We start from the raw sequence: 24,244 nt of genomic DNA on the forward strand, positions 1-24,244 counted from the left end.
CCTCCCACGGACCCCTACAAAGGGTTGAGGATTCGGTCGAGGAACTGCCGCGTCCGCTCTTCCTTCGGGTCGCCGATCACCTCGGCGGGCGGACCCTTTTCCAGGATCACGCCCTGGTCGGTGAACAGCACTTGGTCGGAAACCTGCTTGGCGAACTGGATCTCGTGGGTGACGATGACCAGAGTCCAGCCCTCGACCGCCAGGTCCTTGATCACCGAAAGCACCTCGCCGACCAGTTCGGGGTCCAGTGCGGAGGTCGGCTCGTCGAAAAGCACCACCTTCGGCTTTAGCGCCAGCGCCCGCGCGATGCCGACGCGCTGCTGCTGTCCGCCCGACAGCTGGAACGGGTACTGGTCCCGCTTTTCGGCCAGCCCGACCTGCTCCAGTAGCTCGACTGCGTCGGCTTCCGCCTCGTCCTTCGGCCGCTTCTGCACGTACACCGGACCCTCGGTGACGTTCTGCAACACCGTCTTGTGCGGAAAAAGGTTGTGCGACTGGAACACAAAGCCGCTCTGCGCGCGGTAGCGGCGCAGTTGGTCATTCGACACCGGCTTGGAGAAGTCGACCTCGACGCCGTCCTCCCCGCCGACCCGGATCACCCCGGCGTCGGGCTTGTCGAGCGCGGCCAGCGCCCGAAGCAGCGTCGTCTTACCCGAGCCCGACGGGCCGATGATGGCGGTCGACGTCCCGCGCGGAACGGTGAACGACACACCCTTGAGCACTTCGTTGTCGCCGAAGGCCTTGTGCACATCCTCGGCGACGATCCTGTCTTCGCGGGGCTCCGTCATCGCGCCACATACCTTTCCAGCCGACTTTCAACTCGGCTCTGACCAAACGAGAGCACCAGGCAGATGACCCAGTAGTAGACCGCGGCCGTGGTGTACAAGGCGAGGAAGTCGAACGTCCTGGCCGCGATCTCCTGCGATTGCCGCAACAGCTCGGTCACCAGGATCGTCGACGCCAGCGACGTGTCCTTGAGCAAGGAGATCAGCGTGTTGGACAACGGCGGCACAGCGACCCTGGCCGCCTGCGGCAGGATGATCCGTCGCAGTGAGCCGACGTAGTTGAGGCCGATCGTTTCGGCCGCCTCCCATTGGCCCTTGGGGATGCTCTGGATCGCGGAGCGAATGATCTCGGCGGCGTAGCCTCCGACGTTCAACGAGAACGCGATGATGGCCGCAGGCCACGGGTCGATCTTCACCCCCAGCTGGGGCAGTGCGTAGAACACGATGAACAGCTGCACAAGCAACGGGGTGCCGCGAATGACCGAGATGTAGAACCGCGCGACGTTCGTCAGGATCACGTTCGGCGACAGCCGGGCCAGCGCGACCGCCAGCGCAATGGCGATGCCGATCACGAAGCTGATCACCGTCAGCGGAATCGTCTTCGTGATCGCCGCTTTGGCCAGCGGTCCCAGGCTGCTGAGCACGAGCTGCCACTGCGACTCGGTCACCTTCTTCTCGGCAGGCGCCGCGGGTCCGCCCGATGCGTCGGCCTTGAGGTACTTCTGCGAGATCTCGGCCAGCGTGCCGTCGGCGCGCAGCTCGTCAAGCGCCTTGTTCAGGTCGGGCAGCAGCCCGCTGTCCTTGCGGGCGGCGAAACCCTGCTCGCTTTTCTCGCCGACGTTGCCTGCGATCTTCACCGTCTTGTCGCCCGTCTCCGCGAGGTAGGCGTACACCGCGATGCTGTCGTTCACCACGACGTCCACCCGGCCCTGGTTGAGCAGCTTGATCGCCTGGGTGAACCCCTCGACCGACTCGACGCGTGCGCCCGCCTTTCTGGCCACCTCCGACCAGTTGCTCGTCGCGTTCTCGGCCGCCACCTTGCCCTTGAGGTCGGCCAGCGTCGTGATCGAGTTGTCGTCGGCGCGGGTGACGATCACGCCTTCGCCGACCGAATAGGGCTCCGACAGGTCGTACTTGGCCTTGCGCTCGTCGTTGATCGTCACCTCGTTGGCGACGACGTCGAAGCGGTTCGCCTCGAGTGCGGCGAACATTGCGTCCCACGGCGTTTCGACGAATTCGACTCTGACGCCCAGCTTTTCGCCGACCGCCTTCGCGACGTCGACGTCATATCCCACGAGCTCATTGGCTGCGTCGTGGTAGCTGAACGGGGCGTAGACGCCCTCGGTGCCGACGCGAAGGACTCCTGCCGACTTGATCGGGTTTTCGCCGTTGGTGCCCGACGACCCGCAGGCCGCAAGGAGAAGCGCAGCCAGCAGTATCAGAGCGACGACGGGTTTTCTTAGATAGCGCACCGGCGGACGCTAACAAGTCGCGGGCAAAGTCCCAAGGGTTCTGCTCAGGTCACGCGGTATATAGGATCGGCGCGCAATGCCACAGGAACTGACTGCCGAGCAGGCCGCCGCGCGGCTCAACCCACAGGACACGCTGGGAATGCCTCTCGGGCCCGGCCAGCCACCAGCGTTCCTGCGCGCGCTTGGCGTGCGCGAGGACTGGACGGACCTTCGCGTCTACGGCGCGCTGCTGGCCGTCGGCACCGAACTGTTCTCGCGTCGCGGCGTCGGATACCTGTCCGGCTTCTACGGCCCGCTCGAGCGGGCATTGCGGGACTCTGGCGTCGACATCGAGTTCACCCCCGCGGACTTCCGCCGCTTCGGCCCATTGCTGGCGGCCCAGTCCCCGCGGGTGATGACGACGGTGGCCACGCCGCCCGACGCCGACGGTTGGTGCTCCCTGTCGCTGCACGCCGGCGGCACGATCGGCGAATTGCACCGCGCCGGCGCCGACCCGGATCGGCTGCTGGTCGTCGAGGTCTCCGAGGCCTACCCGCGGACCTTCGGGCTCGGCGAAGAGCACCGCCACGCGCTGCACGTCGACGAGATCGACGTGCTTGTCCGCTCGACGGAGGCACCCCTTGCTCTGCCGGGCGGCGAGGCACCGCCCACGGACGTCGACAAGGCCATCGCCAGGCACTCCGTCGACTACATCCCGTCCGGCGCGACGCTGCAGACCGGCATCGGCTCGATCCCCAACCAGATCGCCACGGTGCTGGCCGAGGGCGACGGCGGTGACTACGGGCTGCACAGCGAGATGTTCACCGACGGCTGCATGAAGCTGCATCGCGCAGGCAAGGTCACCAACGCAGGCAAAGGCCAGTACGACGGTGTCAGCGTGACGACGTTCGCGTTCGGCTCCTCGGAGCTCTACGAGTGGTTGGACGGCAACTCCGACGTGGTGTTTCTACCGGTCGAGATCGTCAACGCACCGGAGGTGATCGCCGCCAACCACCAGATGGTCACCATCAACGGTGCGCTGGCCATCGACGTCCACGGTCAGGTGGTGGCCGACACGATCTCCGGCGGCCAGTTCAGCGGCATCGGCGGGGCCGAGGACTTCGTCGCCGGTGCCGGGCTGGAACTAACGGACCGGTCGTTGATCTGCCTGCCGTCGACGTTCGAGAAGGACGGGGTCCTTCGGTCGCGGATCGTGCCGTGGTTCGACGCGGGCGCCGTCATCACGACGCCACGGCACCACGTCGACGTGATCGTCACCGAGCACGGCGCAGCCGAACTGGAGGGCAGGACCGTTCGGGAGCGCGGCGAGGCGCTCGCGGCGATCGCACATCCGCAGTTCCGCGACGACCTGCTGGCCGCCGCCGAGCGTGCGTCGAAGGGCCGCTCGCCGGTCACGTAGCAGGCGAATAGATCCATGGGTCGCGGGGCAGTCCGGCAGGGTCGAACTCCTCGAGCATCCCGGCAAGCGTCGTCGCGCCGAAGCGCAGCGATGCGGCGATCTGCTCCAGCACGCGCGGCATCCCGATCTGCGCCAATGTCACCGCGCCGTCGCGCTTGGCGAGCCGTGCACCGTCCTCGTTGAGCACCAGCGCAACGTGTGCGTACGTCGGCTCCGGATGGCCGAGCAGGTTCGCGAGGTAGGCCTGGCGTGGGGAGGACGCCAGCAGATCGTCGCCGCGCACCACCTGGTCGACGAACTGTGCCGCGTCGTCGACGACGACCGCGAGGTTGTATGCGGCCACCCCGTCACCCCTGCGGACCACGAAATCGTCGACCACGCCGGTGTATTCACCATGCAGAAGGTCGTGGACGGTGTGGGTGGTGACGTCGGTGCGCAGTCGCAACGCGGGCGGCCGGCCCGCGGCTTCGCGCCGCTCCTCGCGCTCGGCGTCGGTCAGGTCACGACAGGTTCCCGGATAGGCGCCCTGCGGGGCGTGCGGGGCACGCGGCGCCTGCTGGACATCTTTTCTGCTGCAATAGCATTCGTAGAGCAGGCCGCGCTCGGCCAGCGCGTCGACAGCATGGTCGTAGCGCTGCGGATGGTGCGTCTGCCACTCGGCCGGCCCGTCCCATGTGAGGCCGATCGCCGCAAGGTCGTCGAGTTGACGCGCCGCGATGTCGGAGTGGGTGCGGTCGTCGAGGTCGTCGACCCGCATCAGGAAGCGCCGGCCCGTCGAACGCGCGAACAGCCACGCCAGCACGGCCGTTCGCAGGTTGCCGATGTGCAGGTCGGCCGACGGGCTTGGGGCGAACCGGCCCGCGCCGGTTGGGGTCACGCCCGCAATCTAGCCGATTCAGTCACGCTCCCACGGCGCCGCGTCGCCCATCTTCTTGTAGTACTTCGCCAGGTGGCTCTCGACCCGATCGACGTCGGCCTTCGGTATGTCGATGCCGCCACGCGCGCCGTCCATGATCGCTCCGGCCGCCATCACGCCGCGCGGAACGACCGCCAGCTTGCCGTTGACCACGTCGGCGATCAGCAGCTTGTAGGCGGTGAAGTTGTCCTTTTTGTCGCTGTCGTACCAGACGTGGGCGTCGCGGTACTTCTGGTTCGGTTCGTCTTCGGCGTCGGCCCATTTGCGGACCCGTTTCTCGGCCGCGTCGCCGTCCCATTCGCGGTCACGGTCGGCGAGCGGCAGATCCTGAAATGGTGTCACAGACATATCGGAGGCGTGCCCGGACATGATCGCGGCTAAACCCCGAGTGCGGCTGTGAAGGCGCTGTAAAACCAATCGACGTCCGAGGGCGAGAGGACCAGTGGCGGACGAATTTTCAGCACGTTGCCGTCGTGGCCGCACACGGAGATCAGCACCCGCTCTTCCCGGAGCGCGTTGACGATTCGGCGGGCCTCCGCGCGGTCGGGATTCCCGTTTTCCGCATCGGTGACCACCTCGACGCCGACGTAGAGGCCTGCCCCGCGAACGTCGCCGATCCGCGGATCGTCGATGCTCGCCAGCCCGGCCCGCAGCGCCTCACCGACCGTGGCCGCGTTGGCCATCAGGTTCTCCTGCTCGATGACGTCGAGCACCGCCGACGCCGCGGCGATCGACACCGGGTTCCCGCCGAAGGTGTTGAAGTAGGGCACCCCGCGGGCGAACGGTTCGAGCACGTCGGCCCGAGCCGCCATCGCCGCGATCGGAATGCCGTTGCCCATCGGCTTGCCCGTCGTCACGATGTCGGGAACCAGGCCGTGCCGGTCGAATCCCCACATCGACGCACCTGTGCGGGCGAACCCTGGCTGCACCTCGTCGGCGATGAACACCCCGCCGCGGCCGCGCACCTCGTCAACGGCGGCGCTCAGCACCGAGGTGTCGGCGTAGATGCCGTCCGACGAGAAGATGGTGTCGACGATCAGGCAGCCCACGCCGTGGCCCGCCGCGATCAGATCGTCGGCCGCTTGCGCCACGTCGGCGGTGAAGCGTGCCGCGAGCTCGTCGGCTGGCACGCGGTACGTGTCGGGCGGGTCGACGAGGCGCACGTTGGCACCCACTTTTGTCGCGCCGCCAAGTGAGGGCGAGATCGCCGTCGTCGACGCCGTGTTGCCGTGGTACGCGTCGCGGGTGATGACGATACCGGTTGCGCCGGTGCGCATTTCGGCGACTCGAAGCGCCAGGTCGTTGACTTCCGATCCGGTGCATGCGTACATCACCTGATCCACTTCGGCCGGCATGGTCGCCAGCAGTCGCTGTGAGTACTCGACGATGCCGCGGTGAAGGTAGCGGGTATGCGTGTTCAGCGTCGCCATCTGTCGAGACACCGCTTCGACCACGTGCGGGTGACAGTGCCCGACGCTGGCCACGTTGTTGTAGGCGTCCAGGTAGCGGACCCCGTCGGCGTCGAACAGGTGGCTGCCCTCCCCGCGCACCACGTGCACCGGCTGGTCGTAGAACAGCCGGTAAGCGGGCCCGAGGACCCGCTCACGGCTGGCGATCAGCGGGTCAGCCGGGCCGCCTGACCGATAGCTGTTGGAGTCCATGATGTTGGAGAAGCTCACGACCAGTGCCTCCGGTATCGCGGGTGGATGAGGCCAGTCTGCTGCATGACATGGCGTGCTTCAGACTGTGGGAGTGTCAGGACTTCCACCCGATCACGACCTGTATGCGCGTGCTGCCCTGCCGTCCTACGGTCGCGACCCCGACGCGCCCCTGCGACTGCTCAGCCTGTCCGAGAACGCCACCTACCTGGTGGACGACGCCGAACCGATCGTGCTGCGGGTACACCGCGCCGACTACCACTCACTGCAGGCGATCCGGTCGGAGCTCGCCTGGATGGCGGCGCTGCGCGAACAGACCGATGTCGTCACACCACAGCTCGTTGCCGCCGAGGACGGCAGCGAGGTGGTGACGACAGTTCGCAACGGCCATCCGCTCAACGTCGACGCGGTGACCTTCATATCGGGATGTACAGCCGAGGAACGGCCGGACGTCGTCGGCTTCGACCAGCTCGGCCGCATCACCGCGACCATGCACGACCATGTTCAGGGTTGGCGGGCGCCGGACTACTTCACCCGCTTCTCATGGGACGCCGACAGCATGATCGGGCCGCAGGGCCGATGGGGTAACTGGCGGCACGCACCGGGGTTGACGACCGCCGACGAGGCGGTGATCGAACGGGTCGCGACCGAGCTGAACCGCATGCTGGCCGAGTTCGGTTGTGCACCTGATCGTTTCGGCCTGATACACGCCGACCTTCGGATGGCGAACCTGATGATCGATCCGGAGGTGGAGGCAGGCCCCATCACCGTCATCGATTTCGACGACTGTGGCTGGTCGTGGCATCTCGCCGATCTCGGCGCCGTGGTGTCGTTCATCGAAGACACCCCGGAAGCCGAGGCGATGATCGCCGGCTGGCTGGCGGGATACCGCGAACGACGCGAGTTGCCCGCCGAACACCTCGACATGATCCCGTCGTTCGTGATCCTGCGACGCCTGCAGCTGACGGCATGGGTGGCGTCGCACGCGCACGCCGACAGTGCCATCGCATTCGCCGACGGCTTCGCCGAAGGAACGGCGCGCCTTGCCGAGCGCTACCTTGCCGACCGGCACTGGTTGCGAAGCGCCATCTACACGTAGCGCTTCTCATCGGCGACCGCGGCCGTCAGGCCCTCCAGAGCCTCGTCGACGTGGTATTTCCAGCGCCCCGACTGGATGCGGTGCACGGCCGAGGCGCCCTGGAATGCGCTGGAGATCACCACATCGGGTGAAAGCGTGCGCAGTAGTTGAAGGCTGTTGGCCAACGCGTCGGCGTCGCCGATGCCGGGGATGTAGCCAGCCCACCAGGCCCCGGAATCGCCGAGAACGATGGTGTCGCCGGTGAACAGGTAGCTGCCCTCGGCACCGTTCACCAGATAGCAGGTGCTGCCGGGCGAGTGGCCGGGGGTGGGAATGACCTCGATTCCGTTGACGTCGACATGACGGCTGCCGACCGGCACGTCGACGTGCGCGTGCTGGCCGATCTCGAGCAGCTCGGCGACGGGCGCGTGCAGTGACGAGGCGAAGTGGTCGGCGATCTTCGCCAGCATCGGGCCTGCCTCGTCGCGGTGCGACAGGTACTGGTCGGAGATGCCGCCGAGGCTTTCGAGTTCGGCGAAGTCGGCATCGGTTGCGGTGGAATAGAACAGCGTGTTGCGGGCGGTCCACAGAAACGCGTGGGTGGTAAGCCCGGGAAACGGCGAGTCGGTGCGGGTCTGCCAAAGGTCACTGAGAACTTTTTTCATGTGACCACCGTGCAACCTGAACAATTGTTGAGGTCAAGCGGCGATGACAAACCGCGCTGTGGCAGGTCTAAACGACATGAACAATTCCTATCCATTGCCGAAGATCGTCGACCGGACGGCCTGGCAGGAAGAACTCGACCGGTTGCTGGAGCGGGAGAAGGCGCACACCAGGGAAGGCGACCGGATAGCGGCGGCGCGACGCGCACTGCCGATGGTCGAGGTGGATGCCGCGGCGCCCCTCGTCGGAGCGCACGGCAAGGTGCGCCTCGTCGACGCATTCGAGGGACGCCGTCAACTGCTCGTGTATTTCCATATGTGGCACGACGGCAAGCCAGCGGAGGACCAGTGCGAAGGCTGCACGTTCTTCACCGGACACGCGCTCGAGTTGTCCTATCTGCACAGCCGCGACGTCACGTATGCGACATTCTGCGAGGGACGGTACGAGGAGAGCGCGCGATACAGGGATTTCATGGGCTGGACGATGCCGTGGTACTCGGCCCGCGATGCGCGCGAGCAGCTGTTGCAGGGCGACGGATTCGGCGGCTACGCAAGCTATCTGCGCGACGGAGATCGAGTCTTCCAGACGTACTGGAGCACAGGTCGCGGTACGGAGGCGGGCGGCAACAGTTACCACCTGCTCGACCTGACCATCTACGGGCGGCAGGAGACCTGGGAGGAATCGCCGCAGGGCTGGCCGCAGCCCTACGCGACCAGAGGCGAGCAGTTCCGCACCGACGGGCGTCCCACCGCCCAGTGGTCGCGGCTGGCTGCGGGGCGCTCCGACGACTTGGTCGGCTGAGTATCGACTGTTCAGTCGGCGTGTCGGTGGTCCGCGGCGTACGCCCTGATGATGGCCTCCGTATCTCCATCGAATTGCAGGAACTCTTGGTTGAGTAGCTCGGCCAGACTGTCGACTGCGGCGATGATCATCGCGCCTGTGACTCGGGTCTGCGGGTCTGCACTTGCGATGGCCTCAGCAGCGAGCTGGGCGGCGTAGTCCAATGAGAACGCCAGCGAAGCGTCGGCTTCGAGATCGCGGAAGTAGTACGTGGCTCCGTACTGGGTGAAGTCGTTTCGGGCTTCAACGACAGCGGCAGCCAGTCCAGTTAGGACGTCAATGGGAACGCTGTCGATCCCTAGGTCGGGGTTCACCCGACGCGCCGCCCGTAGCGTCGACAGTTGCAGTGCAAGCACGCGTCTGCGATGAAGCGCGGGATAAATCTGGAGCACCCACGACACCGCCGCGGTCAGCAGCATAAACCCGAACAGCGCCTCGAGAGGGACCATGACGCGCAGCAACGGTGAAATTGGGACGATGTCACCGAATCCGAGTGTGCCTATCGTCACCAGCGACACGTACAGCGAATCGAACACGGCATTGCGGTCCGCAGGATCCAGTTCGGAACCGAAGGCGAAACCGTCCGGCATCTGTGCCAGGTACAACAGCGACCAGCCGACGACAGCCAGGGCCCCCCAGGTCAATACGACCAGCGCGATCCCCAGTGGACCAGTCAACGATGCGATTCGACGATCTGCGGGGAATAGTCGCAATAGCCACCATACGAATTTCATCACCTGAGGGGCGATGCTGCCGTGGCCGATGGGATGGAAGAGCGTGTGGAACACGTCGCGCACCACTACCACAATGAGCAGGACACCCATCACGGCGACAACCCAGTGCGTCACGTGTCTCCTTGGTCGACCGGCCGCCAGTGGCTACCGGCGTTGTGTCCATCATCGCGCTTGTGATCGCCCGAAGGCGTCGAAGGCGCACGACTGTCTCGCCTGATCACGCGCATGCCTAAAACATCGACCAGCCCTCGGATCGCCCAATCGCCTATCCGAGGCCCGCGACGATGTCGCCGATGGCGAACGTCACCGGCTGCTCCAGCTGTGTGTACGTGCACGAGCGCGGGTCGCGGTCGGGCCGCCAGCGGTTGAATTGTGCTGTGTGGCGGAATCTTTCGCCTTCCATATGGTCGTATCGGACCTCGACGACCCGCTCGGGCCGCAACGGGATGAACGATAGGTCCTTGCCGGCGTTCCAGCGGGAGCCTGCGTTTCTGCTCGGCGTGCGGTCGCCGGAGATATGGGCGGCCCAGTTCCACGGATGCTCGTCGAAGGTGGTGACCAGCGGCTGCAGGTCGGTGAATAGTTGCCGCCGCTTGGCCATCGGAAACGCGCCGATCACGCCGACCGACGCGAGCGCGCCGTCGTCGCGGTAGAGCCCGAGCATCAGCGAGCCGACGGCGTCCGCACCGGACTTGTGTAGCCGGTAGCCGGCGACGACGCAGTCGGCCGTGCGCTGATGTTTGATCTTGAACATGATGCGCTTGTCAGGAAGGTAGGGGATCGTCAGCGGTTTGGCGACAATGCCGTCGAGGCCTGCGCCCTCGAACTCGGAGAACCAGCGCTGTGCGGTGGCCATGTCCGTGGTGGCGGGGGTGACATGGATCGACGGGCCTGCGCCTGCCAGCGCGTCGACCAGGGCCGCGCGGCGCTCGCTGAACGGCCGCTGCGTGTAGTCGTCATCGCCGAGGGCAAGCAGATCGAACGCGATGAACGAGGCGGCCGTCTGTTCGGCGAGCATCCGCACCCGCGACGCGGCCGGATGCAGCCGCAGCTGAAGCGCCTCGAAGTCCAGGCCGCCGTCGGCGGCGATGATGATCTCGCCGTCGATCACGCACCGATCTGGCAGCTCAGCCAGCGCCGCCGCCACGAGTTCGGGGAAGTAGCGGGTCATCGGGCGCTCGTTGCGGCTACCCAACTCGACCTCGTCGCCGTCGCGGAAACAGATCGACCGGAAGCCATCCCACTTCGGCTCATAGGAGGCGTCGGGCGGGATCGATGACACCGATTTCGACAGCATCGGCGACACCGGCGGCATGACGGGCAGTTTCATCGCCACCCATTCTCGCTCGCTCCGCGGAAGCGGTAGGCGGGCGGTCACGTACGATGTACCTATGCCCGGATTACTCACCTCGAAGGGCCGGCACACCCGGCAGCGAATCGTGGAAGCCGCCGATCGTCTGATCCGCTGTCACGGCCTTACCCGCGTGACCCTCGACGACGTTCGTGGCGAGGCGAAAGTGAGCAGCTCGCAGATCTACCACTACTTTGCCGACAAGCAAGCCTTGTTGTCCGCGGTCGTCGACTATCAGGACTCCCTGTCGCTCGGCGGTGAGTCGATGTTGGGTGGGTTCGATTCAGCGGACGCCGTGCGGTCCTGGGGGCAACGCCTCATCGAGGGGCAACGTGAGTCGCAGTACGAAGGCGGTTGTCCTATTGCCACGCTCGGCACCGGTTTGAGGGATCTGGACGGCGACACGCTCACCCAGATCGCACGGATATTTCGTCGGTGCGAGGACGGCATCCGGGCCGGCTACCGGACGATGCACGCAAACCATGACATCGCGCCCGACGCTGATCCTGACGCCCTCGCGACCATGACACTGGCGACCGCCATCGGTGGTCTCGTGCTCACTCAGCTCAACCGTGACACCCAGCCTCTGCAAACCGCTCTAGACGCCCTGCTCGGCTGCCTGCAGTCGCAACATCAGAGTGGATCAAATACGTTGGTATCTAACTAAATTGGATTGGTAGTTCCAAAAATTTCTGTCTACCGTTCGGTGCATGAGTTTGGACATGGCCGGATCGACGGCATTGGTGACGGGTTCGACGAGCGGTATCGGCACCGCAATCGCAACGACGCTGGCCCGGCGCGGAGCGCACGTGCTGGTATGTGGACGCGACACGGCGCGGGGTGAGCGGGTCGTCGGCGACCTGCGCGGAGCTGGCGGGCGCGCCGATTTCGTCCGCGCCGACCTCGGTGGAGGCGCTGCTGCCGCCAAGGATCTCGCCGCTCGGGCTCAACAGGCCGCGGGTCGACACATTGACATCCTGGTGAACAACGCCGCTGTCGGAATCGTCGCTCCCACAGCGGATATGCCCGAGGACGGATTCGACGCGGCCATCGCGACCAACCTCACCGCGCCCTACTACCTGGTCGGTGCACTGGCGCCTGCGATGGCCGAAGCAGGCCGCGGGGCGATCGTCAATGTGGCCAGCATGGCGGGCCAGTTCGCGTTGCCCGGGATGTCGGTGTACGGCGCAAGCAAGGCTGCGCTGCTGTTTCTGACCAAGAGTTGGGCCGCCGAATACGGACCGCATGGCGTTCGGGTCAACGCGGTCACCGTCGGGCCAACGCGCACCCCTGGCTCGGCCGAACTGGGCGAAGCGCTCGGCGCTCTGGCCGCGCAGGCGCCTGCAGGCCGCGTTGCCGACCCCGCCGAGATCGCCTCGGCCGTCGCATTCCTGGCCAGCGCCGCGGCCAGCTTCGTGCACGGCGCCGCACTGTCGGTCGACGGTGGCCGCACCGCGGTGTGAGATCGCCCGACGCCGCTCTCGGTGATGAGTTTCGTCGCGATGGGTAGTCCATTCCAACGTCGGCACTGAGCTGGCCGGCATTGACCGATGAACCAGGATGGACACCGTGGACCTCCCCGTGCAGCCACCGACCGAACCGATGTTGGCCAAGGCCCAGGCCAAGGTGCCCGATGAGGCTGGAGTGTGGTCATACGAGCCGAAGTGGGACGGCTTCCGAGCGCTGATGTTCCGCGACGGCGACGACGTCGTCCTGCAGTCGCGCAACGGCAAGGACCTCGGCCGGTACTTCCCGGAGCTGCTCGAGGCGCTACGTGTCGAGGTGGCCCCGCGCTGCGTGCTCGACGGCGAGGTCGTCGTCCCCCGCGAGATCGGTGGTCGCATCCGGCTGGACTGGGAATCGCTCAGCCAGCGCATCCATCCGGCGGCCAGCCGCATCAAGATGCTTTCCGAGGAGACCCCCGCGCACTTCATCGGGTTCGACGCGCTGGCCACCGGCGACGGCTCGCTTCTGAAGGAGTCGTTCCGGGTCCGTCGTGGGGAGCTGTTGGCGGCGGTGAACGAAAAGCGGTGGTGTCACGTCACCCGCACCACCGAGGATCCCGAGCTGGGGGAGCAGTGGCTCACCACATTCGAGGGTGCGGGCCTCGACGGCGTGATCGCCAAGCGCCTCGACGGGCCGTACGTTCCGGGCAAGCGCGAAATGGTGAAGATCAAACACGCTCGCGACGCGGACTGTGTGGCCATCGGCTACCGCGTCCACAAGAGCGGTGAGGGCGTCGGCTCGATCCTGCTGGGCCTCTACCGCGACGACGGCGAACTCCAGATGATCGGCGGCGCAGCGTCATTCACCACGCAGGACCGGTTGAAGCTGCTGGCCGACCTCGAACCGCTGCGCGAGGGCGACGAGCCGGTCGACGGTGAACCGAGCCGCTGGAACTCGGCTGCCGACAAGCGCTGGATCCCCGTGCGGCCGGAGAAGGTGTGCGAGGTCGCCTATGACCAGATGGAGGGCCGGCGATTCCGGCACGCGGTCAAATTTCGTCGCTGGCGACCCGATCGCGAACCGAAAAGCTGCACCTTCGACCAGCTCGATGTGCCGGTCAACTACGACCTCTACGACGTACTGGAGTCCTGAAATGGCAAGCAAGGCAGAGGAGATCGACGTCGACGGCGTCAAGGTCCGATTCACCAATCGGGACAAGCCGTTCTTCCCGAAGCTGGGTTCGAAGGGAACCAAGGGTGCCCTGTTCGACTACTATCTGTCGGTTGCCGACCGGATGGTGAATCTGCTGCGCGACAGGCCGGTTCACCTGCAGCGGTTCCCCGACGGCATCGACGGCGAGGAGATCTACCAGAAACGGGTGCCGCAAAAGCATCCCGACTACCTGGAGACCTGTCTGATCACCTTTCCGTCGGGCCGCACGGCCGACGCGCTGAAGATTACCCATCCGTCGGCGATCGCCTGGGCCGCCCAGATGGGCACCGTCACCCTGCACCCGTGGCAGGTGCGCTGCCCGGACACTGAGCATCCCGACGAGCTTCGCATCGACTTGGACCCGCAGCCTGGCACCGGGTTCGTCGAGGCGCGGACCATCGCCGTCGACGTCCTCAAGCCGCTGCTCGACGAACTCGGCATGGTCGGCTACCCGAAGACCTCCGGTGGCCGGGGCGTGCACGTCTTCCTTCGGATTGCCACGGAGTGGGATTTCATCGAGGTCCGCCGGGCAGGCATCGCGCTGGCCCGCGAGATCGAAAGGCGCGCACCGGATGCCGTCACCACGTCGTGGTGGAAGGAGGAGCGCGGCGAACGGTTGTTCATCGACTACAACCAAAACGCGCGCGATCGCACCTTCGCGTCGGCGTACTCGGCGCGCAAGACCCCGATCGCCACGGTGTCGACACCACTGACGTGGGCCGAGTTGGCCGACGCCGACCCCGATGACTACACCATTGAAACCGTCCCCGACTTCCTGGCAGGCCGCGACGACCCATGGGCCGACATCGATTCGAACGCGCAGTCGCTGCTGCCGCTGCTGGAGATGGTCAAAGCCGACGAGGAGCAGGGCCTCGGGGACCTGCCCTACCCGCCGAGCTACCCGAAAATGCCGGGCGAACCGCCGCGTGTGCAGCCCAGCAAGAAGGTCGCCGCGAACTGGGACGAGGACGGGAACCCGGTCAAGGACGCCTGAGCGCCCTGACAAGGCCGGTCCCTGCTTGACGTTTGGGTTAAATGTTTGCTGCAGCATCGGGCTGCCGGTGTTCGGTTGCGTAGCGTTGAGATATGTTGGGTGAAGCGGAAGATCTGCGCGATGTGTTTCAGGATGCGCTGAATTCTGCCATTCTGCACGGCCTGCGGCCGTCCCGCTGGAACGGGCTGGGCGACCAGACCTTTGGTGCTATCGACGCCATTGCCCGAGAGCATCCGGACGCGACCGTCGACTGTATCGCCGATGCCTATGACGCCTTCGAGCGTGAGCACAGCCCGATTACGGGCGAGGAACGGCCGCGACGATTGGTAGCCCGCCGCGGACCGTTCACCAGGGCCCGCGGGTCAGAACCAGACTTTTCGGCCGCCGACAGGCCGCCCGACCTGTCCGAGGATCAGCAGCACAACGCCGATGACGAGCAGAATCCATCCGATGGTCGCGATGATGGCGGGTACGGGCAGTAGATAACCCACCAAAATGAGAATCACACCGAGAACGATCACGAGTTGTTGGTCCTTCCGTCGCGTCAATATTCGACCCGGGAGTACCTCACCGACCGGCAGTTCAAACCGACGGGACGCCGTCGCACCTGAACGTTTCCTGTAAATTGCCTGTGAGGACTGCGCCAAATCATAGGGAAACACCTGATATTTGCGTCGATCGCGCAGGCATAGCATTTCACGCCAGAGGCATTGTCAGCGGCCCGCCGCCACGGTTGGTCTGCTTGGTATGCAGCGGTCAATAGGAGATTGCCATGAAGAGCACGATGAGGAAATCGGCCAGTATATTTGCCGTGGCTGCTGTGGCCGGCACCGTCGGCTCGCTCGCTGCCGCGGTCCCCGCGCAGGCGGCGACCAACTGCACGTTCACGAACAACACCATCGCCATCCAACGCACTGACGGCATGATGCTCGTGCCGACTGTTGCGCCGGGCGGAAAGAGCGTCGCAGGGGACGCGGTCCTCTTCAGCCATCAGGACGGGCCCTTCACCGAGTTCGACAAGCGGAAAGGCTCAGCCAGCGGATCCCTACCGGGGAACGGGGCGAAGTTCGACATCGACTACAACGGGCCCATCGACTTCGACGGGCACAACGGTAGCCAGCACTACATCGGGTTCATCACGACCAGCGGCGGCGGCACAGGCTGGATTCAGGGCTCGAATCCGCAGATCAGTTTCACGGTGCCCGACGGTCAGATGTCGTGTTCGGACCAGGCTGCCGCCGGGGCGGAGTTCTACGTGCTCGAGGACGTCCGTCTCTTCGAAAAGCCGGATCAAGGTGACACGGGCAAGGACCTGAAGAAGAACGACAAGGTGACCTTGAACGGGCCGTGCCCGATCGTAAGTGATGGTCCCGACAACGGCTGGTGTGAGGTGAACGACATCACCCTCGGCCTCTCGGGTGCGGTATGGGGAGACGCCATCTCCAAGTGACGTCGGCGCCGCGACCGAGGGACGCGCATCAGCATCGAGTGGTCGAGGGGAACCGGAACCGGGCCAGTCCTTGGTCGCGCGCTGTACCGACCCAGATCTCGCGACCGACCTGAAGCGCGGTCGTCGCCGCGCCGAATGTGTCTGGGCCGTAGTCGATGAGCTCTTCGGTTGCCAGCGTCTCGGGGTCCACGGCGATGACCCGCGACGGGATGCCGAGACGTGGGTTCTGGCCGAAGTGGCCGTCGAGGAACTCCTGCATGCTCGTCCCGTACGTGCCCGCGGCGAGAAGCCGCCCGGACGCCGACCAGGTGAGGTTGTCGACCATAATGCTGACATTCACCGTGCTCGGGTCGGCACTGGCGCCGCCGCGCCGAACCTTTTTGAGGCAGCGTGAATTCCAGCCGCCGATGTACAGACACTGCCCGTCGGCCGAGACGGCCACCCCGTTGGCCGTGTTGATCTGTGTGCCGGGCAGCGTCACCCAGCCACGGCCAGGCGACCACTCCAGAACCCCGCCCGTGTCCGCCCCCGCTATCGCCTGCTCGACGCTCACCTCTCTGCGGCCTTCCGGATCTCCGGTGGTGCTGACGACGAACCCGTCATCGACCGCGGCGACGTCGTTACCGGCGGTATTGCCCGGGAGTCGGACGGCGCCAATCCATTTCAACGATGGCCGCGGTGCGTCGAGGTCGATTTCGAACACCTCGACCGACTCGTGGCCGCCGTGGTTCACGGCGTAAAGCTCGGTACGGCCGTCGGGCAGGAGTTTCACGTCGATGCCGTGCGGCCTGAACTTCAACGGATTGAGGGCGGGCTGATCGAGGAACCTTTGCGTGTCGAGCGCAGAGGTTGCGCGGTAAGGGAAGATCTCGTTGCACGCCCCGTCTGCGACGCTCACCGCGTACAGCCGGCCCAGCGGTGCGGTCGGCCCTGTCATTCCCGACGTCAACACCCATTCGCCGCCGGGAGCCATGGCGAGATCCTCAGCGTTTACCGGCCCCGCGATGTAGCCGGCCAGCTGCTCGTGCATGCAGTTAACAATGACGGGAAATTTGTCTCACCACGTAAGTATTGGACTACTTCATTTCCTAAAGAGCCTGATCGTGGTGCAATCTGAGCGGATGGAGTCCCCATGACCCCCCGCCGATTTGTTGCTGCGCTGGCCATCTTCGCGGTGGCGGCCACGGGGATCGGCCTGTCCGTCCTGATGTTCGCACCGAACAGGACGCCGTCACCCCCCGCGCCGATACCGCGCGCGGAGCCATCCGTCCCCACCCCGGCCGAGTTTCGGATCGGTGTCGTCGTCACGGACCAGAACTGCACCGGGCCGAACGGGTGCGTGTACAAATACCGCGTCGAGCCGAAATACGTTGGCCTCCATCCGTTGCCGGACAACGAGATCACGGTCACCTATCAGGTCACCGGCGGGCATCGGCCCCAGATCGGCGACTTCACCGTCCAGGGAGACCAGGCGCGGGTACTGCAGGACGTCCCGCTCGAGGGTCCGCCCGGAGCGCGCTTGCAAGCCGCGGTCACAAAGATCGTCGGCTGAATATCGCGATTCGCACCGTGCGTCGCCATGTCGCGACGCATTGTTGGCTCTATGGCGTCGGTGTCGCTGCTTCGCGCCGAACAGGGTCTGCCACGCAGCGTCCAGGGGGCGGCCGACCCGCGGTTCGCCAACGTCATCCGCATTTTCGCCGGGCTGTTTCCCGGTCGCCGCTTCGGCGGTGGAGCCCTCGTCGTCTACATCGACGGCAAGCCGGTCGTCGACGTCTGGATGGGGTGGTCCGACCGGGACGGCACGGTTCCGTGGACGGCCAACACCGGTGCGATGGTGTTCTCGGCGACAAAGGGGGTGGCCGCCACCGTGGTCCACCGGCTCGTCGACCGTGGCCTGCTGGACTACGACACCCCGGTCGCCGAGTATTGGCCCGAGTTCGGCGCCAACGGCAAGTCCGACATCACCGTTCGCGACGTGCTGCGGCACCGGTCGGGCCTCTCGCACCTGAAGGGGGTGACCAAGGAGGACCTGCTGGACCACCACCTGATGGAAGAACGACTGGCCGCGGCGTCGGCCGACCACCTGCGGGGATGGCCGGCGTACCACGCGCTGACATTCGGGTGGCTGGTGTCGGGCGTGTGCCGAGCCGTCACCGGGATGGGCATGCGCGATCTGATCCGTGACGAGGTGGCCCGTCCACTCAACACCGACGGCCTGCACCTCGGCCGCCCGCCTGTCGGTTCCCCGACGAAGGTCGCGAAGATCTTGATTCCTCAGAACGCGCGGCCCAATCCGGTGTTCGACTTCGTCGCACCACGTGTGGCGGGTCTACCGTTCTCGGGCGCGCTCGGCGCGATGTACTTTCCCGGCATCAGATCCCTTGTGCAGGGCGATATTCCGTTCCTCGACGGGGAGGTACCTGCAGCCAACGGCGTCGTCACCGGCCGTGGCCTCGCCAAGATGTACGCGGCGATCGCCAACGGCGGGGCGATCGACGGCGAGCAGTTCCTTTCGCCGGAGATGACAGGCGGCATGATCGGCAAGCCGAAGGTGCGGCCCGACCTGAACATGCTTGTGCCGATGCCGTTCCACCTCGGCTACCACGAATCGCCGATTCCCGGTCTGCTGAAGGGATTCGGCCACATCGGCCTCGGCGGCACCCTCGGCTGGGCTGATCCGGCATCCGGCAGCGCATTCGCATTCGTACACAACAGGTTGCTGACGGCGATGGTGTTCGACATGGGGTCGTTCGCCGGGATCGCTCGCCCGATGCGCAGTGCCATCACCGCCGCCCGCAGCGCAGGCGCCATGACGGTGCCTCGCTACGGTGCGACATTCCGCGATACCGATGCGCACAGCGACGCACCGAAGAAGCGAGTAGCAGGCAGGCGCTAAGCAGGAGCAAACTCAGCCGCGGACGGGCTCGCAGGGCGGTCGAGCGAGCGTTCGGGTCGGGCGTTATAGTGGGCCACTGACGCCGGAAGATGTGAATTTCCAACCTCTTTGGCCGACGGGGCGCGCCAAGTGGTTCGGCGCCGTGCACCGTAGGAAAAGTTGCCGGAGGGGATTTAGCGTGATCGATCTGAAAGCCGTAACAGCTGCAATGTTCGTCTCGACCGGAACGGTCCTGGCCGCCGTCGGTCTGAGCGCAGGTATCGCGAGTGCGGCGCCTGCCGCGCCCGCTATCGCAGGGCCGCAGTACATATCGGAGAACGGCCCGGACCGTGGCCACGGGCACGGGCACGGGCATGACGACGACTGGTGGTGGCGCGAGAACGGTCCCAGGCAATGGGATCCGATCGACGCCTGCATCGGCGTCGAGGGACCGTTCGGTTACGTGCAGGGCGGCGCCTGCATCTAGCGCCTTTCAGCCGAGGGTCGGGACGACGCCGCGGGCCTGGGGTAACGGCAGATCGTTGTAGGTCGCGATGCCTGGCGCTGCGGCGACGACGGCGGGGATCGAATGGATCGGTGGCATTGCCGTCATGATGTGACCCAGCACGAAGAAGTCTTCGAGCGTCTTGGCGTTCTCGATCATGTCCTGCGGCGGCAGGAAACTGATCTGCATGTTGACCGTCGGTCGGCCCTCGATGGTGATCTTCCAGCCGTCGCCGTCGAGTTTCCAGTCCGGATCAAGCGTTTGGCCCTTGCGCCACCGAACGTTGAGGTCGACGACTGTCCTGCCGCCGACCCGGCCCTGCCAGCTGGCGAACACACCCGCCACGTGGCCGGCCTTGATGGTCCATGAGGCCATCTCCAAGTCCTCGGTGGTCTGCGCGTACTCGGATTCACACACCACCTCGTCGAGCTCGACGCCGAGCGAGTCGGCGACGAGTCGGACCGCTTCTTCGAACACCGCCGTGCCGTGGGCGGCCATCGGCCCGAGATCGGGGTCGTCGATCGCGGTGCCGAAACCGGCGGGCCGCTCGGTGTCTGGCGAGTCATAGAGGGTGGTGTCGGCGGTTTCGGCGATGATGACCTTGTCCACCCGGTCACAGGCCGTCGCTGCGACGATCGCCAGCAGGTCGGCGAAGCCGGGGCTGACCCCGGAGCCGAACATCGTCGAGCCGCCCAGCATGGCGGCCTCCTCGATCCGGTCGCGGCCGTCACCGAGGTTGCCGCCGGTGATGAACGACGCGGAGGTCACCACGTTGACTCCCGCTGACAGGATTCGCACGAGCTCGTCGACGTCGATCCACATCGGGTTGTAGATGACACAGTCGGGTTTGAGCGCCAGCAGAGCGTCGACGTCGTTGGTGGCCTTGACGCCGAGCGGTTCGATCCCGACCAGCTCGCCGACATCGACACCGACCTTGTCCTTCGACCAGGCGTAGCAGCCGATGAGTTCGTAGGTCGGGTTCTTCGCGATCGCTTCTACCGAGCTCTTTCCGACATTTCCTGTCGTCCACTGGACGACCCGGTATGGGGTGGTGTTTGGCACTCGCTCAGCATAGGGAAAGCGACACGGTTGCAACCCTGGCTTTCGGCCACAAAATTGACGGTTGCGGTCAGCAACAATGACTGCAGCGGTCAGGAGGCCAGCGTGGCCTTGCCAGTGCGCTGCTGACCGCTGCGGTCGATCCAGGTCAGATCGACGACATCGCCGGGGTAGTGCCGATCGAGAATCTGCGTCAGCGCCGTCGCCGAATCCAGCGGTTCGCCGTCGATCGTGGTCAACACGTCACCGGCGAAGAGACCGGCGGCCTGGGCCGGACCGCCCTGCAACGCCTCGCGGATGATGACGCCGGGCACTCCCGCCTCCTGGTCGCCTGCGGCGACGCCGACACCCAGCAGCGTGGGCGGCCCGATGTGCACGGTGTCCGACGGCGCACGCGCACGGATCTGGTCGGCAATGGCCAGCGCCTGGTTGATGGGGATCGCGAAGCCCTTGCCGCCCGGCGCGAACCGGTAGTTCACGGTGGCGGCCGTGGTCATGCCGATGACCTGGCCTGCGGCGTTGACGAGGGGGCCACCGGAGTCGCCAGCGCGGACGTTGGCTGCCACCTCGATCAAGCCGGTCAGCTCGTCAGAACTGCCCGTCAGCGCGTCCTTGGCCTCGATCGTCCGGTCCAGCTGGGTGATCGTGCCCGCCTCGCGCGTCGGCGGGCTGCCGGGGTTCGCGTTGCCGATGGCCACCGCGGGCTCCCCGACGACGACCGTAGCGGAGTTGCCCATTGGCGCGACCGGAAGGCCGGAGGCCCCGCGCAGCTGCAGAAGTGCGATGTCGTGGGTGCGGTCGTAGCCGATGAGGTCGGCCCCGAACGATTGGCCAGTGCCGACGTTGTGGGCGGTGACGGTGTCGGCGCCCTGCACCACGTGGAAGTTCGTCAGAACCTCGCCGTTGGGGTTGAGCAGGAAGCCGGTGCCCGCACCGATGGCGTGCTGGTAGTCGATCGTGGTGTCGATCTGGACGACGGCCGGTTCCACGGCCGAGATCGCAGTGTCCAAAGGCGCCGCAGAAGCGATCGCCGGGCGGACCGGCGCGACCAGTGCCATCACGGCAGCCAGCGCGATCAGCAGGCGATACAGGTGCAGGCGGGGCATATGGAGACTTTCGGCTGGGAACGGTTTCTCATTACATCGTGGCAACGACTGGTTCCCCTGTCGACGTGAGGCTAATCGTCGACGGCGACGCCGCCGCGCGACCTCCTGCGCTTTCGCACGCTGATCTTGCCCCCTGCGCGCCGGTTGCGCAGACCGCCGTTGGTCGACTCGGAGCCGACGGTGGCGTCGGTGTCCTCGGTTTCGGTGTCGGAGGCGACGGCGTCGTCATCCCCGGACTTCTCCGCGGTGACCTCGGCCGGCTCCTCGGCTTCCCGTTCTTCGGGCTCGGCAGGCGCCTCCGAATCGGGCGCGTCGTCGTCGGCGGCCTTGTCTTCGTCGACGCCGGCTTCCTCGCTGGCGGCATCCGTGTCTTCTGCGGCCTTGCGGCGCCCGCGACGGCCCTTCTTTGCCGCTTTCGGCTTGAGCGGTTTGGGCGGCGGCGGCGGCAGTTCGGCCACGAACGCCAGGTAGAACGCGAAGATGCCGAGCAGCGCGATCGCCGCGGCGGCGCCGTAGATACCGAAGAGCCAGCGACCGGCGCTGTCCAGGCTCAGCCAGATCTCGCTGATCGCGGCGCCGATGATCAGTACACCCGCCAGCACGTGCAGCCCGATGGACGATGTCCGCAGGCTCAGCGCCAGCTGCGGGGTGCCCAGCTCAGGCCTGCGGGTGCGAAGAAGCGTGAACACCACCGGCAGCGCCGCAAGGCCGATCACCGCGCCCGTGACGATGCGCAGCACCGTACCCAGGGTGTGGCTGGTGGTGCCCATCAGCTCCGGCCAGCGAGGCAGAACGAAAAAGAAGTACAAGACGCCGGCCACGATCGAGAACGACGCGTGCCAGGCCACCGCAACTTTGCGGCCCATACTCCTCCTTTAGATTTCTGGGCCAAGGAGCGACCAGCTCATCACTGCCCACTGGTCGCCCCTCGGACCGAGTGCGGAGGATAGGGGATTTGAACCCCTGAGGGCTATTAACCCAACCCGCGTTCCAGGCGAGCGCCATAGGCCACTAGGCGAATCCTCCGCGGGCCATGGTAGCCGACCTGCCTAATAGCGCCGTCCGGTGAGACCTGTACCTGCCGCTCCTGCCTGCCGGCGACCGCGTATTACACTCGCCGTGGACCCCGCGCGGCGTCTATCCTGTGAACTCCCCCAGGGCCGGAAGGCAGCAAGGGTCAATGGGCTCTGTCGGGTGCGCGGGGTCCCCTTATTTCCTCCGACAACTTTCCTCCGACAACCAGGACGCATCGTGTCGTTTCATTCGCTCGGCCGCGAGGAATTGCAGGCCCAGCATGAGTTGCAGAAGGCCAATTACGCCGACCTGCAGGCCAAGCAGCTCAAACTCGACCTGACCCGCGGCAAGCCTTCGCCGGCACAGCTGGACCTGTCCAACGCGCTGCTGGCGCTACCGGGATCCGGCAAGGATTCCTACCGCGACGGGGACGGCACCGACACCCGCAACTATGGCGGGCTGCACGGCCTGCCCGAACTGCGCGCCATCTTCGGCGAGCTGCTCGGCATCCCGGTGCAGAACCTGATCGCGGGTAACAACGCCAGCCTCGAGCTGATGCACGACGTGGTGGTGTTCTCTCTCTTGCACGGCGGGGTGGATTCACCGCGTCCGTGGCGCGACGAGCCGGTCGTCAAGTTCCTCTGCCCGGTACCCGGCTACGACAGGCACTTCGCCATCACCGAGAGCCTCGGCGTCGAGATGATCAACGTGCCGATGTTCGAGGACGGTCCCGATGTCGACCTGATCGAGGAGCTCGTCGCCGCCGACCCGGCCATCAAGGGAATGTGGTGCGTGCCGGTGTTCTCCAACCCGACCGGCGTCACGTTCGCGTGGGAAAAGGTGCGACGGTTGGTGCAAATGCGCACGGCTGCACCAGATTTCCGGCTGTTCTGGGATAACGCATACGCGGTGCACACCCTCACCCACGACTCGGTGCAGCAGATCGATGTGCTTGGGCTGGCCGCTGCGGCGGGAAACCAGAACCGGCCGCTGGTGTTCGCCTCCACCTCCAAGATCACGTTCGCGGGGGCGGGTGTCAGCTTCTTCGGTGGATCGCTTGCCAACATCGCCTGGTATCTGCAGCACGCGGGAAAGAAATCGATCGGCCCCGACAAGGTCAACCAGCTTCGCCATCTGAGGTTCTTCAAGGACGCCGACGGGGTCCGGCTGCAGATGCAACGCCATCAGCAGTTGCTCGCGCCGAAGTTCGCGGTTGTCGGCGAAATCCTCGATGACCGCCTCGGCGAGTCCAAGATCGCATCGTGGACAGACCCGAAGGGCGGCTACTTCGTGAACCTCGACGTGTGGCCCGGCACCGCCCGCCGCACCGTCTCGCTTGCGAAGGACGCGGGCATCGCCGTCACCGAGGCCGGTGCTTCGTTCCCGTATCGAAAAGACCCGGAGGACAAGAACATCAGGGTCGCGCCGACATTTCCGGCGCTGCCCGACCTGAGGGAGGCCATTGACGGCCTCGCCACCTGCGCGCTGCTGGCCGCGACCGAGTCGCTGCTCAAGGGCTGAGACCGCGGTTTGTGAATCTGGCGACGGAATTCGCCGGGCAGATTCATACGGTCAAGACAACATCCATTGATTTTGAGGAGGTTGTCGTGCCGAAGGGATATCGGTTTTCGAAGTCAGTTCGTCGAGAGTTTTTTGATCAGGTGTGTGGGGGTCAGTCGATCCG

General features: G+C 65.8%; 25 protein-coding genes, 1 tRNA gene and 1 other RNA gene. 13 read left to right on the forward strand and 14 right to left on the reverse strand.

Features of this window, described 5'->3' with window-relative positions:
* Window positions 1-14: 14 nt before the first annotated feature.
* Together D6M19_RS27095 and D6M19_RS27100 are read right to left on the reverse strand one after the other, a co-directional pair.
* Window positions 15-788: an amino acid ABC transporter ATP-binding protein gene (locus tag D6M19_RS27095; protein ID WP_123028373.1), complete on the reverse strand. Its 774-nt coding sequence runs from the start codon at window positions 786-788 to the stop codon at window positions 15-17.
* On the reverse strand, window positions 785-2,257 hold the full coding sequence (locus D6M19_RS27100; protein WP_123028374.1) for an ABC transporter permease subunit: 1,473 nt from the start codon (window positions 2,255-2,257) through the stop codon (window positions 785-787). The genes D6M19_RS27095 and D6M19_RS27100 overlap by 4 nt, the downstream gene beginning before the upstream one ends.
* A gap of 76 nt (window positions 2,258-2,333) precedes the next feature.
* Here D6M19_RS27100 and D6M19_RS27105 point away from each other — a divergent pair, with 76 nt between their 5' ends.
* Complete coding sequence (locus D6M19_RS27105; RefSeq protein ID WP_123028375.1) at window positions 2,334-3,656, forward strand: acetyl-CoA hydrolase/transferase family protein; 1,323 nt, start codon at window positions 2,334-2,336, stop codon at window positions 3,654-3,656.
* On the opposite strand, the gene gluQRS is transcribed toward D6M19_RS27105, so the two are convergent.
* Genes gluQRS through D6M19_RS27120 form a run of 3 tightly spaced genes read right to left on the reverse strand, consistent with a single transcriptional unit; the run spans window position 3,649 to window position 6,251 of the window.
* Window positions 3,649-4,533: a tRNA glutamyl-Q(34) synthetase GluQRS gene (gene gluQRS, locus D6M19_RS27110; RefSeq protein ID WP_123028376.1), complete on the reverse strand. Its 885-nt coding sequence runs from the start codon at window positions 4,531-4,533 to the stop codon at window positions 3,649-3,651. The two genes, D6M19_RS27105 and gluQRS, sit on opposite strands and share 8 nt — an antisense overlap.
* An 18-nt stretch (window positions 4,534-4,551) precedes the next feature.
* Window positions 4,552-4,920 carry a hypothetical protein gene (locus D6M19_RS27115; RefSeq protein ID WP_123028377.1) on the reverse strand — a complete coding sequence of 123 codons (369 nt, stop codon included), beginning with the start codon at window positions 4,918-4,920 and terminating at the stop codon, window positions 4,552-4,554.
* Between the two features lie 29 nt (window positions 4,921-4,949).
* The gene (locus D6M19_RS27120) at window positions 4,950-6,251 is read right to left on the reverse strand and encodes an aspartate aminotransferase family protein (protein ID WP_123028378.1); all 1,302 of its coding nucleotides are present in this window, start codon (window positions 6,249-6,251) and stop codon (window positions 4,950-4,952) included.
* A gap of 73 nt (window positions 6,252-6,324) precedes the next feature.
* On the opposite strand from D6M19_RS27120, the gene D6M19_RS27125 reads away from it, so the two are divergent.
* Complete coding sequence (locus tag D6M19_RS27125) at window positions 6,325-7,329, forward strand: phosphotransferase enzyme family protein (protein WP_123028401.1); 1,005 nt, start codon at window positions 6,325-6,327, stop codon at window positions 7,327-7,329.
* Here the strand turns inward: D6M19_RS27125 and D6M19_RS27130 are convergent.
* Window positions 7,320-7,973, reverse strand: coding sequence for an MBL fold metallo-hydrolase (locus D6M19_RS27130; protein ID WP_123028379.1), 654 nt, complete (start codon window positions 7,971-7,973; stop codon window positions 7,320-7,322). The two genes, D6M19_RS27125 and D6M19_RS27130, sit on opposite strands and share 10 nt — an antisense overlap.
* 76 nt (window positions 7,974-8,049) lie before the next feature.
* Between D6M19_RS27130 and D6M19_RS27135 the strand changes: the two genes are divergently transcribed.
* Window positions 8,050-8,772 carry a DUF899 family protein gene (locus D6M19_RS27135; protein ID WP_123028380.1) on the forward strand — a complete coding sequence of 241 codons (723 nt, stop codon included), beginning with the start codon at window positions 8,050-8,052 and terminating at the stop codon, window positions 8,770-8,772.
* An 11-nt stretch (window positions 8,773-8,783) separates the two neighbouring features.
* On the opposite strand, the gene D6M19_RS27140 is transcribed toward D6M19_RS27135, so the two are convergent.
* Window positions 8,784-9,659: a potassium channel family protein gene (locus D6M19_RS27140; protein WP_234835065.1), complete on the reverse strand. Its 876-nt coding sequence runs from the start codon at window positions 9,657-9,659 to the stop codon at window positions 8,784-8,786.
* Between the two features lie 151 nt (window positions 9,660-9,810).
* Window positions 9,811-10,875 (reverse strand): ATP-dependent DNA ligase, encoded by a 1,065-nt coding sequence (locus D6M19_RS27145; RefSeq protein ID WP_123028381.1) that lies wholly within the window; start codon window positions 10,873-10,875, stop codon window positions 9,811-9,813.
* A gap of 109 nt (window positions 10,876-10,984) precedes the next feature.
* On the opposite strand from D6M19_RS27145, the gene D6M19_RS27150 reads away from it, so the two are divergent.
* From D6M19_RS27150 to ligD, 4 genes are all read left to right on the forward strand, one after another.
* Complete coding sequence (locus D6M19_RS27150) at window positions 10,985-11,563, forward strand: TetR/AcrR family transcriptional regulator (protein WP_164478710.1); 579 nt, start codon at window positions 10,985-10,987, stop codon at window positions 11,561-11,563.
* Between the two features lie 43 nt (window positions 11,564-11,606).
* Window positions 11,607-12,359, forward strand: a complete 753-nt coding sequence (locus D6M19_RS27155) for an SDR family NAD(P)-dependent oxidoreductase (RefSeq protein WP_234835066.1) — start codon at window positions 11,607-11,609, stop codon at window positions 12,357-12,359.
* 97 nt (window positions 12,360-12,456) lie between these two features.
* Entirely contained in the window at window positions 12,457-13,494 is a 1,038-nt protein-coding gene (locus D6M19_RS27160) for an ATP-dependent DNA ligase (RefSeq protein WP_164478711.1), read from the forward strand.
* A 1-nt stretch (window position 13,495) separates the two neighbouring features.
* A complete protein-coding gene (ligD, locus tag D6M19_RS27165; RefSeq protein WP_123028384.1) occupies window positions 13,496-14,548 on the forward strand; it encodes a non-homologous end-joining DNA ligase in 1,053 nt (350 codons plus the stop codon).
* Window positions 14,549-14,910: 362 nt separating this feature from the next.
* Here the strand turns inward: ligD and D6M19_RS34965 are convergent, their stop codons facing one another.
* The gene (locus D6M19_RS34965) at window positions 14,911-15,069 is read right to left on the reverse strand and encodes a DUF6131 family protein (RefSeq protein WP_234835069.1); all 159 of its coding nucleotides are present in this window, start codon (window positions 15,067-15,069) and stop codon (window positions 14,911-14,913) included.
* 251 nt (window positions 15,070-15,320) lie between these two features.
* On the opposite strand from D6M19_RS34965, the gene D6M19_RS27170 reads away from it, so the two are divergent.
* Window positions 15,321-15,998, forward strand: a complete 678-nt coding sequence (locus D6M19_RS27170) for a hypothetical protein (RefSeq protein ID WP_164478712.1) — start codon at window positions 15,321-15,323, stop codon at window positions 15,996-15,998.
* Between the two features lie 28 nt (window positions 15,999-16,026).
* Here D6M19_RS27170 and D6M19_RS27175 read toward each other — a convergent pair whose 3' ends face one another.
* Window positions 16,027-17,028, reverse strand: coding sequence for an SMP-30/gluconolactonase/LRE family protein (locus D6M19_RS27175; protein WP_123028386.1), 1,002 nt, complete (start codon window positions 17,026-17,028; stop codon window positions 16,027-16,029).
* Window positions 17,029-17,130: 102 nt separating this feature from the next.
* On the opposite strand from D6M19_RS27175, the gene D6M19_RS27180 reads away from it, so the two are divergent.
* The 3 genes from D6M19_RS27180 (at window position 17,131) to D6M19_RS27190 (ending at window position 19,363) form a co-directional block, all read left to right on the forward strand.
* Window positions 17,131-17,550: a hypothetical protein gene (locus tag D6M19_RS27180; RefSeq protein WP_123028387.1), complete on the forward strand. Its 420-nt coding sequence runs from the start codon at window positions 17,131-17,133 to the stop codon at window positions 17,548-17,550.
* A 51-nt stretch (window positions 17,551-17,601) separates the two neighbouring features.
* The gene (gene lipL / locus D6M19_RS27185; protein WP_123028388.1) at window positions 17,602-18,897 is read left to right on the forward strand and encodes an esterase/beta-lactamase LipL; all 1,296 of its coding nucleotides are present in this window, start codon (window positions 17,602-17,604) and stop codon (window positions 18,895-18,897) included.
* 178 nt (window positions 18,898-19,075) lie between these two features.
* The gene (locus D6M19_RS27190; RefSeq protein ID WP_164478713.1) at window positions 19,076-19,363 is read left to right on the forward strand and encodes a hypothetical protein; all 288 of its coding nucleotides are present in this window, start codon (window positions 19,076-19,078) and stop codon (window positions 19,361-19,363) included.
* Between the two features lie 6 nt (window positions 19,364-19,369).
* Here the strand turns inward: D6M19_RS27190 and D6M19_RS27195 are convergent, their stop codons facing one another.
* The 4 genes from D6M19_RS27195 to D6M19_RS27210 form a co-directional block, all read right to left on the reverse strand.
* Window positions 19,370-20,443, reverse strand: a complete 1,074-nt coding sequence (locus D6M19_RS27195; protein ID WP_123028390.1) for an NAD(P)H-dependent amine dehydrogenase family protein — start codon at window positions 20,441-20,443, stop codon at window positions 19,370-19,372.
* Window positions 20,444-20,532: 89 nt separating this feature from the next.
* On the reverse strand, window positions 20,533-21,546 hold the full coding sequence (locus D6M19_RS27200; protein ID WP_123028391.1) for a S1C family serine protease: 1,014 nt from the start codon (window positions 21,544-21,546) through the stop codon (window positions 20,533-20,535).
* A 71-nt stretch (window positions 21,547-21,617) separates the two neighbouring features.
* Window positions 21,618-22,412: a lipid uptake coordinator LucA gene (locus D6M19_RS27205; protein WP_123028392.1), complete on the reverse strand. Its 795-nt coding sequence runs from the start codon at window positions 22,410-22,412 to the stop codon at window positions 21,618-21,620.
* Between the two features lie 74 nt (window positions 22,413-22,486).
* A tRNA-Ser gene (locus D6M19_RS27210) sits at window positions 22,487-22,572 on the reverse strand.
* A 92-nt stretch (window positions 22,573-22,664) separates the two neighbouring features.
* On the opposite strand from D6M19_RS27210, the gene ffs reads away from it, so the two are divergent.
* Together ffs and D6M19_RS27220 are read left to right on the forward strand one after the other, a co-directional pair.
* Window positions 22,665-22,759, forward strand: an RNA gene (gene ffs, locus D6M19_RS27215) — signal recognition particle sRNA small type.
* A gap of 38 nt (window positions 22,760-22,797) precedes the next feature.
* On the forward strand, window positions 22,798-24,081 hold the full coding sequence (locus tag D6M19_RS27220; RefSeq protein ID WP_123028393.1) for an aspartate aminotransferase type Ic: 1,284 nt from the start codon (window positions 22,798-22,800) through the stop codon (window positions 24,079-24,081).
* Window positions 24,082-24,244: the final 163 nt, after the last annotated feature.

It is taken from the genome of Mycolicibacterium stellerae, from assembly GCF_003719305.1.
In the GTDB taxonomy this organism is placed as follows: Bacteria; Actinomycetota; Actinomycetes; order Mycobacteriales; family Mycobacteriaceae; genus Mycobacterium; species Mycobacterium stellerae.

What these genes read in the sequence shown, in the direction of transcription:
- D6M19_RS27180 (WP_123028387.1), top strand. Translation starts at nt 17,131, where the DNA reads ATGACCCCCCGCCGATTTGTTGCTGCGCTGGCCATCTTCGCGGTGGCG.
- D6M19_RS27130 (WP_123028379.1), bottom strand. Translation starts at nt 7,973, where the DNA reads ATGAAAAAAGTTCTCAGTGACCTTTGGCAGACCCGCACCGACTCGCCG.
- D6M19_RS27175 (WP_123028386.1), bottom strand. Translation starts at nt 17,028, where the DNA reads ATGCACGAGCAGCTGGCCGGCTACATCGCGGGGCCGGTAAACGCTGAG.
- D6M19_RS27105 (WP_123028375.1), top strand. Translation starts at nt 2,334, where the DNA reads ATGCCACAGGAACTGACTGCCGAGCAGGCCGCCGCGCGGCTCAACCCA.
- D6M19_RS27145 (WP_123028381.1), bottom strand. Translation starts at nt 10,875, where the DNA reads ATGAAACTGCCCGTCATGCCGCCGGTGTCGCCGATGCTGTCGAAATCG.
- D6M19_RS27115 (WP_123028377.1), bottom strand. Translation starts at nt 4,920, where the DNA reads ATGTCTGTGACACCATTTCAGGATCTGCCGCTCGCCGACCGTGACCGC.
- D6M19_RS27155 (WP_234835066.1), top strand. Translation starts at nt 11,607, where the DNA reads ATGAGTTTGGACATGGCCGGATCGACGGCATTGGTGACGGGTTCGACG.
- D6M19_RS27170 (WP_164478712.1), top strand. Translation starts at nt 15,321, where the DNA reads ATGAAGAGCACGATGAGGAAATCGGCCAGTATATTTGCCGTGGCTGCT.
- D6M19_RS27160 (WP_164478711.1), top strand. Translation starts at nt 12,457, where the DNA reads ATGGACACCGTGGACCTCCCCGTGCAGCCACCGACCGAACCGATGTTG.
- D6M19_RS27135 (WP_123028380.1), top strand. Translation starts at nt 8,050, where the DNA reads ATGAACAATTCCTATCCATTGCCGAAGATCGTCGACCGGACGGCCTGG.
- ligD (WP_123028384.1), top strand. Translation starts at nt 13,496, where the DNA reads ATGGCAAGCAAGGCAGAGGAGATCGACGTCGACGGCGTCAAGGTCCGA.
- lipL (WP_123028388.1), top strand. Translation starts at nt 17,602, where the DNA reads ATGGCGTCGGTGTCGCTGCTTCGCGCCGAACAGGGTCTGCCACGCAGC.
- D6M19_RS27095 (WP_123028373.1), bottom strand. Translation starts at nt 788, where the DNA reads ATGACGGAGCCCCGCGAAGACAGGATCGTCGCCGAGGATGTGCACAAG.
- D6M19_RS27205 (WP_123028392.1), bottom strand. Translation starts at nt 22,412, where the DNA reads ATGGGCCGCAAAGTTGCGGTGGCCTGGCACGCGTCGTTCTCGATCGTG.
- D6M19_RS27200 (WP_123028391.1), bottom strand. Translation starts at nt 21,546, where the DNA reads ATGCCCCGCCTGCACCTGTATCGCCTGCTGATCGCGCTGGCTGCCGTG.